The following is a 12,779-nucleotide window of genomic DNA, read 5'->3' on the forward strand; positions in this document are numbered from 1 at the left end:
ATGCTCACGACTGACTGGCTCACAGCTCGATACCTTTTTGTGCCCGAATACCGGACTGGAATGCGTGTTTGACCACGCCGATATCCGAAACGGTATCGGCCAGGTCGATCAATTCGGGTTTGGCACCACGGCCGGTCACGACCACATGCTGCATCGGCGGACGGGCCTGCAGATCGCTCAGCACGTGCTCAAGGTCCAGATAGCCGTGCTTGAGGGCGATGTTCAGTTCATCAAGCACCACCAGGCCGATGCTCGGGTCACGGAGCATTTCCAGGGTCACGGCCCATGCGGATTCGGCGGCGGCGATATCACGCTGACGATCTTGGGTTTCCCAGGTAAAGCCCTCGCCCATCACGTGATAGCGGACCTGTTCGGGGAAACGGCGGAAGAACATCTCTTCGCCCGTACTATTGCGGCCCTTGATGAACTGCACCACACCACACTGAATGCCGTGGCCCATCGCACGCGCGAGCATGCCGAAGGCCGAGCTGCTCTTGCCCTTGCCATTGCCGGTCAACACCAGGAGCAGGCCGCATTCATTGGGAGAGCTGGCGATGCGCTCGTCCATCACGGCTTTCTTGCGCTGCATGCGCGCCAGATGGCGTTCGTCGCGTTCAGGGGATTCGTTCATCTCGGCTCTCCGCTTGAGGGGTCGCGAAAGCAGACGGAAGGACAGCACTGGACAGCACGGCAACGCCCTGCACAGAGCATCACCCTCCGTGATGCCATTGGGTTATTTCAGGCCGGTCTCCGGGCTTATGAGCGGGGCAAACCCGACTGCGCGCCTTCCCATATAAAACACAGTGGCGTCATGCACAGCCTTGACTCATTTACCGTTGCGGGGGCAGCGCCGGAATGGGGTCGTGTGACCTTCACCGGCTTCCCTGTTTCACCCTGCCAATCGAAAGGATTGCAGAGCACCTGAAACAAACCGCGAAGGGTAGAGGGTTGGGGGTGGAGCGTCAATCGGCACCGCTGCGCAATGGCATTGCGGCCATTCACTTGCCTGGCGCGGCCCGATGCGTGTGCGCAATTGAACCTCGGCCGCTCCGGTGTCTCTATCCCTTACCGGACAAAGCCTTTCGAGATGGAGATTCACATGTTCAAACTCAGACCACAGTACGCCGTTTTGCTTCTGGTCGCAGGCGGCCTCGCGGCGTGCGGCGAGTCTTCTACCCTGCAGGTTTCGGATGGAACGGGGCCTTCTCCAAAGCTGCCGGAGCCCAACAAGACACTGGTCCCGACGGTCAACATCGCTCCGGCGGTCGGCTGGGAAAAAGACGCCAAGCCCGTGGCAGCCCCAGGCACTCAGGTCGGCGCGTTCGCCGAGCATCTGGACCACCCGCGCTGGCTGTATGTGCTGCCCAACGGCGACGTGCTGGTGGCGGAAACCAATTCGCCGGCCAAACCGGACGACGGCAAAGGCATCCGTGGCTGGGTCATGGAGAAAGTCATGGGCCGCGCCGGCGCGGGCGTGCCGAGCGCCAACCGCATTACCCTGCTGCGTGACACCAACAAAGACGGTGTCGCCGAAACCCGCACCGTCTTTCTGCAGAACCTCAATTCGCCGTTCGGCATGACGCTGGTGGGAAACAAACTGTACGTGGCCGACACTGATCGCCTGATCAGCTTCCCGTATGAAACCGGCCAGACGTCGATCAGCGCCCAGCCCACCAAGGTTGTGGATTTGCCGGGTGGCACGCTGAATCACCACTGGACCAAGAACGTTATCGCCAGCAAGGACGGCAGCAAGCTGTACGTGACCGTCGGCTCCAACAGCAATGTGGGCGAGAACGGCATGGATAAGGAAGAAGGCCGTGCGGCGATCTGGGAAGTTGACGCCGCCAGCGGCAACCACCGCATTTTCGCTTCGGGCTTGCGCAACCCCAACGGTATGGATTGGGAGCCCACCACCGGCAAGCTGTGGACAGCCGTCAATGAGCGTGACGAGATTGGCAGCGATCTGGTGCCCGATTACGTGACATCGGTGCAAGACGGCGGCTTCTATGGCTGGCCGTACAGCTACTATGGCCAGCACGTGGATGAGCGCGTCAAACCGCAGAACCCGGCACTGGTCGCCAAGGCCATTTCCCCGGACTACGCCGTTGGCCCGCACACCGCCTCGCTGGGCCTGGTCTTCGCCGACGGCAAGACGCTGGCTGCACCCTTCAACGAAGGCGTGTTCATCGGCCAGCATGGCTCATGGAACCGCAAACCGCACAGCGGCTACAAAGTGGTATTCGTCCCCTTCAGCGGCGGTAAACCCAACGGCGCACCCGTCGATGTGCTGACCGGCTTCCTCAACAGTGACGAAAAGGCAATGGGGCGTCCGGTCGGCGTGGTCAATGATCAACGCGGCGGATTGCTGGTGGCGGATGACGTGGGCAACAAGATCTGGCGGGTGACGTCGGTGAAGGCGGCTCAGTAGACCGCTTGACCTTCGAAACCGGACGCGGAACGTCCTGAGAGGCATTCCCACGCAGGAGCGTGGGAATGATATCGCCTGCTGACTTGACGCTCCGCATCACATGGCATCAAACGGGTTAAGGACGATTCTGCGCCAGGTTCGGCGGCTGGATGACGCGCTTGGCGTTGAGGTAGGCCTTCTGCCAATACGGCTTGTCGAGGCTGTCCAGCTTGACCGTGCCGCCTGTAGCAGGCGCATGCACGAAGCGGCCTTCGCCCACATAGATACCCGCATGGGACACGTGCGAGCCACCCGACGTGGCGAAAAATACCAGATCCCCTGATTGCAACTGCTCGCGGCGCACGTTCGGTGCGCCCATCACCACCATGTCACGCGTTGACCGTGGCAGAGAAATGCCCGCCGCATCGCGATATACATAGCCGATCAGACCGCTGCAATCGAAACCCGAATCCGGCGTATTGCCGCCCCAGCGATAGGGCGTACCGACCAACCCGAGCGCGCGAAACAGCACGTCTTCGGCAGCCTGGGAAAGAATCTGAGGGGGAGCGGTCACCACCGGACGTTGAACGACCCGGGGCGAAGCAGGAGGCGGCGGAGCGCTGGCACAAGCGCCAAGCAGCGCAGCCAGAGAAATGACCATCAGGCGCAAAGCAATCGACATAACCACAACAACCTGATCCGGATGCGGCTTACGCTGCCGAGAAGCTCAAAAACGCAGACAGGCCACCGGCCTGTCTGCGTTTTCCATAATTCAATTACTTACGGCGTTTGGGTGCGGTCTTGACTGTAGTCGAAGTCATTGCCGTTGTCTGCGCGGCAACGTCTGACGTCTTCATCGCAACAGCACCGGGTGCCATTGCCAGCGGACGCTTGGCTTCGATGAAGGTCTTGCTCCAGTAGGCGTCATCAAGGCTGTCGATGCGCACACCGCCACTGCGACGGCTGCTGGAGTGAATGAACTGGTCATTGCCCGCATAGATCGCTGCATGGCTGACTCGACCGCGACCGCGTGTGCTGAAGAACAGCAAATCACCCGGCTTCAAGTTCTTGCGCGATACCAGTGGAGCATCGACGTTGATCATTTCGCGAGTGGAGCGTGGCAGGTTCATGCCAGCCTCTTCGCGAAACAGGAAACCGATGAAACCGCTGCAATCGAAACCCGAACGCGTCGACGTACCGCCGAACTGGTAACGAGTACCGATCAGCGCTTTGCCACGTTCCAGGATGCTGTCGGCCAGAACCGGCAGTTTGTAGGATTGGTTATCGGCAAACTGAGCCAGCTCGTCTTCGGTGGCCAGTTCGTCTTGGAGCGCTGCAGCATCGGCGCGATTGACAGCCGATTGGGCAGTGACGGTGTTCTGATAACGAGGCTTTGGCTGAACCTGTTCTTGCTGTGCAACCGGCATATTGGCCGAGCAACCGAACAGGAACGTAACGAGTGCGAGGGGCACGAGGGGTGCGAAGCGAACAACTAGCATGGGCACGACCGTGGCTGAACTGTTAAGAAGGCGAGACTATGCCCGCTATCAAAACGATTTGCAAATTCAATCGAACTAAATGTGACTTATGAGTTTTTCCATGACATGTGCCGCTCGGCACTTCAGGAACACGTCCATTTGCGCGCTGTGATCGGTCGTCTCAGGATTGATTTCGGCCGTAAAACCCCCGGAAACCCGGGCTCGAATCACCGGTTCATGGATATAGGGGAAGCTTGCCGTGGTCCCGACAGTGAGCACGGCGTCATAGCCTATAGCCAGTTGTTCATACAGTGTTTCCAGGGCCTGCTCGGGGAGCATTTCCTGAAAAAGAACGACGGACGGTCGCAATATGCCACTACATATTGAGCACAACGGAGGCAATGGACGTTGAAGATGCGCACTCAACTCAGGGTCTTCTGCGCCACAGGACTGGCAAAACAATGGTGCCATGTGGCCGTGAATCTCGATCAGGCGTTCAGGCGGACTGCCTGCAGCCCGATGATAACCATCCACATTCTGGGTCAGGACCCAGCATTCAGGCTTGATGCGCTGCAACTGAGCAATTGCGTAATGCGCGGAGTTCGGCTCGCCGCCCAGACAGGCAGCGCCCAACTGGGCGATGTATTTCCAACACAGCGCAGGGTCACGCCGCAGCATGGGACCGGACAGTGCGACTTCGATAGGCAGCCCGTCGTCCGTCTTGCCGTTATAGAGTCCGCCTATACCACGATAGGTTGGCAGGCCCGAATCCGCCGAGAGACCGGCGCCGGTGATGATAAGAATTCGCTTGGCATGGCGCAACGCAGCTGCGGTTTGCATCACCAACGCTTCGTCTACCACCCCAGCGTCTCTTTAAGGAAGGGAATGGTCAGCTTGCGCTTCTCCTGCAAGGAGGCCTGATCAAGGCGCTCCAGCAGTTCGAACAGCGCGCTCATGCTGCGGGTGCCACGGGTGAGGATGAAATGCCCGACTTCGTCCGTCAGGTGCAGGCCGCGTCGAGAGGCGCGCAGTTGCAGCGCCCGCAGTTTGTCTTCATCGGACAGACCGCGCATCTGGAACACCAGCGCCATCGTCAGGCGGGACTTTAGATCTGGCAGTTTGACCGGCAGTTCGCGAGGGGATTTGGAGGCGGCAATCAACAGACGTCGCCCACTGTCGCGCAGACGGTTGAATAGATGAAACAGGGCTTCTTCCCACTCCGGCTTGCCGACCACCGCTTGCAGGTCGTCCAGACACACCAGCTCGTACTGCTCCAGATGGTCGAACAGCTCGATGCCTTCATCGATGACTTCGGCCAACGGCAAATACACAGCAGGCTCGCCCATTTGCTCGAAACGCAGGCAGGCTGCCTGCAACAGATGTGTACGCCCTACCCCGTCCTTGCCCCACAGGTAGATGAGGCTTTCGGTCCATCCGGCGTCGGCTTCGCACAGCCGCTCGACATAGCCGAGTGCAGCGGCGTTGGCGCCTGGATAGTAATTGACGAAAGTGGCGTCATCACGCAGACGCACACTCAGGGGCAGCTGAATCGGTTTCATGCTGACGAACGGTTCAAGCGAACCGCCAAGGGCCTCTGTGTAAAGTGCGCAAAGTTTATACCCGTGACGCTGGTCGCACAATGCGACAGACCCCAAGCAAAATCAAAGGTTTGCGTCTGGCCGTGTAAAGCGGCCTTGCATAAGCGCCATTTTGGACCTCGTTCCGGGCACGGCGCGCACCCGGAAACAACTCCACCATCACAACGGAAAAAAGCGCTTATAAATCAGGGTCTTCGGCGCCTGCGTAGATCTCAGAGTCTTTGTAGACGTCGTGGACGTGACGTACCAGCACCATGATCACCGCTGCCACCGGCAAGGCCAGCAGGATGCCGGTAAAGCCGAACAGTTCGCCACCGGCCAGGATCGCAAAGATCACCGCCACCGGATGCAGACCGATGCGGTCGCCCACCAGCAAAGGCGTGAGCACCATGCCCTCCAGCGCCTGACCGACCATGAAGACGGCGACGATGCCCAGCATCGGGTACAAATCGCCACCGAACTGGAACAGGCCTGCGATCAATGCCGCGCCAATCCCGATCACGAAGCCCATGTAAGGCACAATTGCCGCCAGACCTGCGATCACGCCGATCAACAGCCCAAGCTCCAGACCCACCAGCATCAGACCGGCCGCGTAGATCACGCCCAGGCCGACCATTACCAGCAACTGGCCGCGAATGAACGCGCCCAGCACCTCATGACATTCGCCCGCCAACTTGACGATCTGCCCTTCGCGCTGACGAGGCAGCAGGCCGCGGATTTTGCCCATCATCACGTCCCAGTCACGCAGCAGGTAGAAACACACCACCGGAATCAGCACCAGGTTGGTCAGCCAGCCGATCAGCGCCAGGCTCGACGCCGTCGCCTGGGAGAGGACGATGGAAACGATATCGCCCGCCTGCCCCATATGCTCGGACAGCGCGGCCTTGATCTTGTCGAACTTCCAGAAGCCATCGGACAGTCCGAACTTGGCCTGCACCCACGGCAATGCTGCGTGCTGCAACCAGTCGAGCATCTGCGGGGCCAGCTCGTACAAGCGATACAGCTGCTTGGCGAGCATCGGCACCAGAATCAGCAGCAGCGCCATCAAGATCAGCGTGAACAGGCCGAACACCGCCACCACGCTCAGCGTTCGAGACATACCGGCACGCTCAAGACGGTCCACCAACGGATCTCCCATGTACGCCAACAGCAGCGCCACCAGGAACGGGGTGAGGATCGTGTGCAGCAACACCACGAATGCAACCAGCAGGGCAAGCCCGCCGATCCAGAACCAACGTCGCGTATCAGTCATCAATGTCTCTCAACCCAGTGAAAAATGCGTGGCCGGATTACCAGCGGAAATACAGCTGTGGCGCGGACGCCGGAACAGTCATTGGAGCAGGCGCAGATGTGGAGACGGGCGCCGATGCATCGACCGGCGCAGCAGGTGCAGGCGCTGTAACCGGCGCCACTTCACTTGCCGGCACTTCCTGAAGTTTAGCCAGCGACATCTGTGAACGGAGCTGATCGGCGCTGCCATTGACTTCGAACGTCACCCGATCACCCTCAACCAGTGTCACCCGCACGCCAAAGGGGTCAAGCAATTGCAGCAACTGCGCATAGCGCTCAAGGTTCATGCCCTGAACCTGCATGAGCAAGCCCGTTGACGCGCCCGGCCTGGCGACGAAACGCGGTGCCAGGCGCTGGCTGACCGACAGCAGCACAGCGTCGGCCAGCGCTTCTGAGCTGGCGCCGGTGGCGGTGCCTTGCTCGCGCTGATCGCCCAGCCACAGATTCCACTTGCCTTGCCATTGGCCCGCCTCTTCCCGAGCATGAACGGCCAGAATCGCATCGGCGCCATAACGATCAGATGCTTGCTTGAGCGGCGCAGCATCAGTGCCTTCAAGGGTCTTGGCGGTGCCGATGCCTTGCTCGCTCAAGTCAGCCAGCGGCAAACGCAACGGCAAGCCACGATGCTGAGCGGCACGACGCAACGGCTCGGCGGCCGCCTGGCCGTCGCCCACGAGATTGGAGCCTTCGACCGAATCATTCAGCCACCAGCCCAGGATCGACGGGCGATTGCTGCCCCAGATGGGCAAACCGGCCTGACGCAATGCCCGGTCAGTGGTAGCCGGATCGAAATCCACCAGCAACGTCTCGGGCGGGCCGGCTTCATAGCCGTATTGGCTGATGATCTGCTGCGGGTCCTTGCGCAAGTCGGCCAGCGCCGAACCTTGAGCGGCCTTGGTGTCGCCGGTCAGACGCAGCACCAGGGTTTCGACGGCGGCCTGAGTGGCACGCGTGCGCTCATCGGGCGATTGACCGTTGACCGGCTCGCGAACCTGATAAAGGTTGTTCACTGTTTCAGCAAAGGTCGGCAGGCTGAACAGGGACAGGCAGCCGACTAAAAGAATTCTGGAAAAACGCATGGACAGTTCCCGAACGGAAAAAAGTAAAAAAAGCAGTCTCAGGAGGTGCATTCATGAGTGGCACGTGCCTTGAGACATCGATTGGCCACTCATCATTCAATGCCCGCCTAAAGTACACCCTAAACGCCTTGAGCCGAACTCGCGCACGGCAAGGCCGCAAGGTTTATTTAGTAGAACCTCCTCCTACCGTCTGCGCAAGGATGGCCCCCCGAGGGCAAGCCTGATAAAATCGCGCGCCTTCGCAGACCGGCAATCGCGATGGCCCAACATAGCACTGCGCAACCAGCGCGTTGCTGAACGGGCCCTTCCGCAGCGGTCGATACCTCCGAATCCCCCCTAAAGGCCTGGATTTTCTATGAGCAAGCAACCCTCCCTGAGCTACAAAGACGCCGGTGTAGACATCGACGCCGGTGAAGCATTGGTCGAACGCATCAAGAGCGTGGCCAAGCGCACCAAGCGTCCGGAAGTCATGGGCGGCCTGGGAGGTTTCGGCGCCCTCTGCGAAATCCCGGCTGGTTACAAGCAACCGGTACTGGTGTCCGGCACCGATGGCGTCGGCACCAAGCTGCGTCTGGCGCTGAACCTGAACAAGCACGACAGCATCGGTATCGACCTGGTGGCCATGTGCGTCAACGACCTGGTGGTCTGCGGTGCCGAGCCGTTGTTCTTCCTCGACTACTACGCCACCGGCAAACTGAACGTCGACACCGCCGCTCAGGTTGTGACCGGCATCGGTGCGGGCTGCGAACTGGCCGGTTGCTCGCTGGTCGGCGGCGAAACCGCTGAAATGCCTGGCATGTACGAAGGCGAAGATTACGATCTGGCCGGATTCTGTGTCGGCGTGGTCGAAAAGGCTGAAATCATCGACGGCTCCAAGGTTGCCGCTGGCGATGCGCTGCTGGCACTGCCGTCTTCCGGCCCGCACTCCAACGGTTACTCGCTGATCCGCAAGATCATTGAAGTGGCCGGTGCCGACATCGAGAACATCCAGCTGGATGGCAAGCCGCTGACGGAGCTGCTGATGGCCCCGACCCGCATCTACGTCAAGCCTTTGCTCAAGCTCATCAAGGAAACCGGCGCCGTCAAGGCGATGGCCCACATCACCGGCGGTGGCCTGCTGGACAACATCCCGCGCGTTCTGCCACAGGGCGCACAAGCCGTGGTCGATGTCGCCAGCTGGCAGCGTCCGGCCGTGTTCGACTGGCTGCAGCAGCAGGGCAATGTCGAAGAAAACGAAATGCACCGCGTGCTGAACTGCGGCGTGGGCATGGTGATCTGCGTCGCGCAAGAGCACGTCGAAACCGCGTTGAACGTGCTGCGTGAAGCAGGCGAGCAGCCTTGGGTGATCGGCCAGATCGCCACCGCCGCTGAAGGTGCAGCGCAAGTCGAGCTGAAAAACCTCAAGGCGCATTGATGTCAGCCCCCTGCGATGTCGTGGTGCTGCTGTCCGGCACCGGCGGCAACCTGCAAGCAATGATCGACAGTTTCAAGGACGGGGCCAGCCCCGTCCGCATCCGCGCTGTCATCTCCAACCGTGACGATGCCTTCGGCCTGCAACGCGCCAGAGACGCAGGCATCGAAGCCTGCGTGCTGGACCACAAGGCCTACGAAGGTCGCGAAGCCTTCGATGCCGCGCTGGTCGAGCTCATCGACACCTTTCAGCCGAAACTGGTGGTACTGGCCGGGTTCATGCGCATCCTCAGCGCAGAATTCGTGCGTCACTACCACGGTCGCCTGCTCAACATTCACCCTTCCCTGCTACCGCGCTACAAGGGGTTGCACACCCATAAGCGTGTTCTGGACGCCGGTGACGCCGAGCATGGCTGCAGCGTGCACTTCGTCACCGAGGAACTCGATGGCGGCCCACTGGTCGTACAGGCAGTTATTTCGGTACAGTTGCACGACACACCCGCCGCGCTTGCGCAACGGGTACACGTCCAGGAGCACCATATCTACCCGCTGGCAATACGCTGGTTCGCCGAAGGCAGACTGAGCCTGGGTGGAGAAGGCGCCTTACTGGATGGCCAGGCACTCCCGGCCACCGGCCATTTGATTCGACACTAGGAGATACTATGCGTCGCGCTCTGCTCTTCGCTTTCGCTCTGCTCGCCTTGCCCGCTGTACAGGCCGCAGACCTTCAACCCTTCTCCGCCAGCTACACCGCCGACTGGAAACAGCTGCCCATGAGCGGCACGGCAGAACGCAGCCTGGAAGCCGGCCCCAACGGCACCTGGACCCTGAACTTCAAGGCATCGATGATGATCGCCAGCCTGTCCGAAGTCAGCACGCTTAAAGTCGACAAGGACACCCTGCTGCCGCAGACCTACAGCTTTGAGCGTAGCGGTTTGGGCAAATCCAAAAAGGTCGATCTGGTCTTCGACTGGAACACCAAGTTCATCACCGGCACCGACCGCGGCGACGCGATCAAGCTGCCGCTGAACCGTGGCATTCTCGACAAGTCCACCTACCAGCTCGCGTTGCAGCACGACGTTGCTGCCGGCAAGAAAAGCATGAGCTATCAGGTGGTCGATGGTGACGAAGTCGATACCTATGACTTCCGCGTGCTGGGTTCGGAAAAAGTCGACACCAAGGCTGGTCAGGTCGACGCCATCAAGGTCGAACGCGTACGCGATCCGACACAAAGCAAACGCATCACCGTGCTGTGGTTCGCCAAGGACTGGGACTACCTGCTGGTCCGCCTGCAGCAGGTCGAAACCGACGGCAAGGAATACAACATTATGCTGCAGGACGGTACGGTCAACGGCAAGGCTGTCAAAGGCAGCTGATTGGCATGACTGTTCGCAGTACAGAGAGCCCCGCAATGCGGGGCTTTTTATTGCCTGGCGTTCAGCGACCGTGCATGTGACGCAGAGCGTCACGGGATGCATGTCCACGCAGAGCATTATTTATGATCGTTACCACGCTCCTGCATGGTAATGCCTCTCAGGACGCTCCGCGTCCGCACCCTCAAACAACACCATTTATGGCAGTTGTACCAGCCAACAAGACACATGAAAAATCCTTCATTTAACCGTCACTTGGCCGCAAGCCACGTCATCCGAGGGTTGTGGCGCGATGATCATTTTGTGAACAGACGAGAACCTGTACGGGCTATTTACTTAGCCAGCTAACAGATTCTATAAAAGAGTCCTGCGACACATCGCCGCAGTATCCAGAGGCCTAACCATCAAGGCCGCCAAAGTCAGGAGCTAACTACTATGACTGTCAGAGTTACTGAACGCGACGACGCCCACCTCTCTCACGAAGCCGTTGCCGACGGCATTCAGATCTGGGACGTGCATCAACAGGATCAACTGGTCGGCATGTTTCACATAGAATCCGAAGCGTACCGGTATAAAGAAGAACTGGAAGCACTGGAAAGTCAGGGCAACCACTGACGCCATTTCAGAATCGTGAATAAACAAAACCCGCTCAAGGCGGGTTTTGTTTTATGGACGATGGTCGTTACCACATCAGGTCGTCAGGCACCTGATAAGCCGCGTACGGGTCATCTGCGTCCGGTGCTTCGGTCGGCGTATTGAGCAATACGACACGGCGCGGGTCGCGTTCCTGAATCTTCAGCGCCGCTTCACGCGGGATGATTTCATAACCGCCGCCATGATGAACGATGGCCAGCGAGCCGCTGCTGAGCTTGTTGCGCACCAGTGCGTTGACCGAGATGCGCTTGACCTTCTTGTCGTCGACGAAGTTGTAGTAGTCCTCGGTGGTCAGCTTGGGCAGACGCGAGGCCTCGATCAGTTGCTTGACCTGAGCGGTGCGGGCTTTCTGCTCAACCTTCTCCTGCTGCTGACGATTGAGCTCCTGATCACGCTTGACCTTCTCGGCCAGCGCTTCCTGAGCCGCACGCTTCTGGGAATCGTCGGCCTGAGCCTGTCCCTTGTGGACCAGACGCTGCTCTTTCTGCTTTTCCTTGCTGACCTGCTTGGCCTGCTTCTGATTGACCAAGCCTGCCTTGAGCAACTGGTCGCGAAGTGAAATACCCGCCATCTCTTTTCTCTCTCTTAAGCAACCACTCAGCCGCAGCGGGGTGCATTTTTTTCCTGACGTTTGGCTTCGCCCCACAGCGCGTCCATTTCTTCGAGACTGCACGCTTCGATGGGTCGCTGGAGGTGGCGCAACGCCTGTTCAATGAATCTGAAGCGTCTGTCGAACTTGCTGTTGGCCGAGCGTAACGCAGTTTCCGGGTCGACTTTAAGGTGTCGCGCCAGATTGACTACACAAAACAACAGATCACCGACTTCTTCGGCAATGCCATCGGCGTCATTATCGACCATCGCTTCGAGCACTTCATCGAGTTCTTCGCGGACCTTGTCGATCACCGGCAACGCGGCAGGCCAGTCAAAGCCGACCTGTGCAGCACGCTTTTGCAACTTGGTGGCACGACTCAGAGCAGGCAGGGCGTGGGGCACATCGTCCAGCAGCGACAACTGCTCGGGCGCTGCCGATTGTTCTGCGCGCTCCTGGGCCTTGATCTCGTCCCAACGCCGATTGACCTCCTCGTCCGTCAGGCGCGGCGTTTCAGCGGGCGCATACAATTCGCCGGTCGGAAACACATGCGGATGGCGACGCAGCAGCTTGCGCACGATGCCATCGACCACGCCGTCGAACTCAAAACGCCCTTCTTCCTTGGCCAGATGAGCATAGAAGACCACCTGAAACAGCAAGTCGCCCAGCTCGCCCTTGAGCTGACTGAAATCGCCCTGCTCAATGGCATCGGCCACTTCGTAAGCTTCCTCCAGCGTGTGCGGTACGATGGTGGCGTAGGTCTGCTTCAGGTCCCAGGGGCAACCGTCTTGCGGATCGCGCAGCCGGGCCATGAGGTGGAGCAGGTCTTGAAGTGTGTGCATTGCAAACTCTCTTTAACGCAGCGCGCTCACTGCCGGACGGATCCGGACAATGAGCGCCT

14 protein-coding genes and 1 riboswitch are annotated in these 12,779 nt (G+C 59.7%); of the genes, 5 read left to right on the forward strand and 9 right to left on the reverse strand.

Features of this window, described 5'->3' with window-relative positions:
• Positions 1-19 precede the first annotated feature (19 nt).
• Positions 20-631, reverse strand: coding sequence for a cob(I)yrinic acid a,c-diamide adenosyltransferase (cobO, locus tag ALP40_RS02015; protein WP_122206629.1), 612 nt, complete (start codon positions 629-631; stop codon positions 20-22).
• 92 nt (positions 632-723) lie between these two features.
• Positions 724-940: riboswitch (cobalamin riboswitch) on the reverse strand.
• A 159-nt stretch (positions 941-1,099) separates the two neighbouring features.
• On the opposite strand from cobO, the gene ALP40_RS02020 reads away from it, so the two are divergent.
• Positions 1,100-2,428 carry a sorbosone dehydrogenase family protein gene (locus tag ALP40_RS02020; RefSeq protein ID WP_122206630.1) on the forward strand — a complete coding sequence of 443 codons (1,329 nt, stop codon included), beginning with the start codon at positions 1,100-1,102 and terminating at the stop codon, positions 2,426-2,428.
• Between the two features lie 115 nt (positions 2,429-2,543).
• Here the strand turns inward: ALP40_RS02020 and ALP40_RS02025 are convergent, their stop codons facing one another.
• The 6 genes from ALP40_RS02025 to ALP40_RS02050 form a co-directional block, all read right to left on the reverse strand.
• Complete coding sequence (locus ALP40_RS02025) at positions 2,544-3,089, reverse strand: C40 family peptidase (RefSeq protein ID WP_122206631.1); 546 nt, start codon at positions 3,087-3,089, stop codon at positions 2,544-2,546.
• Between the two features lie 94 nt (positions 3,090-3,183).
• Complete coding sequence (locus tag ALP40_RS02030; RefSeq protein ID WP_147478287.1) at positions 3,184-3,906, reverse strand: C40 family peptidase; 723 nt, start codon at positions 3,904-3,906, stop codon at positions 3,184-3,186.
• Positions 3,907-3,981: 75 nt separating this feature from the next.
• Positions 3,982-4,746, reverse strand: coding sequence for an NAD-dependent deacylase (locus tag ALP40_RS02035; protein WP_181114631.1), 765 nt, complete (start codon positions 4,744-4,746; stop codon positions 3,982-3,984).
• A complete protein-coding gene (gene hda, locus ALP40_RS02040; protein ID WP_004884162.1) occupies positions 4,740-5,444 on the reverse strand; it encodes a DnaA regulatory inactivator Hda in 705 nt (234 codons plus the stop codon). Before hda ends, ALP40_RS02035 begins: the two co-directional genes overlap by 7 nt.
• A 217-nt stretch (positions 5,445-5,661) precedes the next feature.
• Positions 5,662-6,735, reverse strand: a complete 1,074-nt coding sequence (locus ALP40_RS02045; RefSeq protein WP_122206633.1) for an AI-2E family transporter — start codon at positions 6,733-6,735, stop codon at positions 5,662-5,664.
• Positions 6,736-6,772: 37 nt separating this feature from the next.
• On the reverse strand, positions 6,773-7,852 hold the full coding sequence (locus ALP40_RS02050) for a DUF2066 domain-containing protein (protein WP_122206634.1): 1,080 nt from the start codon (positions 7,850-7,852) through the stop codon (positions 6,773-6,775).
• Between the two features lie 355 nt (positions 7,853-8,207).
• Here ALP40_RS02050 and purM point away from each other — a divergent pair, with 355 nt between their 5' ends.
• The 4 genes from purM (at position 8,208) to ALP40_RS02075 (ending at position 11,250) form a co-directional block, all read left to right on the forward strand.
• Complete coding sequence (purM, locus tag ALP40_RS02060) at positions 8,208-9,266, forward strand: phosphoribosylformylglycinamidine cyclo-ligase (RefSeq protein WP_024688952.1); 1,059 nt, start codon at positions 8,208-8,210, stop codon at positions 9,264-9,266.
• Positions 9,266-9,916: a phosphoribosylglycinamide formyltransferase gene (purN, locus tag ALP40_RS02065; RefSeq protein ID WP_122206635.1), complete on the forward strand. Its 651-nt coding sequence runs from the start codon at positions 9,266-9,268 to the stop codon at positions 9,914-9,916. Before purM ends, purN begins: the two co-directional genes overlap by 1 nt.
• Positions 9,917-9,924: 8 nt before the next feature.
• Positions 9,925-10,638 (forward strand): DUF3108 domain-containing protein, encoded by a 714-nt coding sequence (locus ALP40_RS02070; protein WP_122206636.1) that lies wholly within the window; start codon positions 9,925-9,927, stop codon positions 10,636-10,638.
• 432 nt (positions 10,639-11,070) lie between these two features.
• Positions 11,071-11,250, forward strand: a complete 180-nt coding sequence (locus ALP40_RS02075; protein ID WP_004884170.1) for a hypothetical protein — start codon at positions 11,071-11,073, stop codon at positions 11,248-11,250.
• 67 nt (positions 11,251-11,317) lie between these two features.
• Here ALP40_RS02075 and ALP40_RS02080 read toward each other — a convergent pair whose 3' ends face one another.
• Both ALP40_RS02080 and mazG read right to left on the reverse strand, forming a co-directional pair.
• Entirely contained in the window at positions 11,318-11,860 is a 543-nt protein-coding gene (locus tag ALP40_RS02080) for a DUF2058 domain-containing protein (RefSeq protein ID WP_122206637.1), read from the reverse strand.
• 26 nt (positions 11,861-11,886) lie between these two features.
• Positions 11,887-12,720: a nucleoside triphosphate pyrophosphohydrolase gene (gene mazG, locus ALP40_RS02085; protein WP_122206638.1), complete on the reverse strand. Its 834-nt coding sequence runs from the start codon at positions 12,718-12,720 to the stop codon at positions 11,887-11,889.
• Positions 12,721-12,779: the final 59 nt, after the last annotated feature.

Source organism: Pseudomonas viridiflava, assembly GCF_003702045.1.
Taxonomy (GTDB): domain Bacteria; phylum Pseudomonadota; class Gammaproteobacteria; order Pseudomonadales; family Pseudomonadaceae; genus Aquipseudomonas; species Aquipseudomonas viridiflava_C.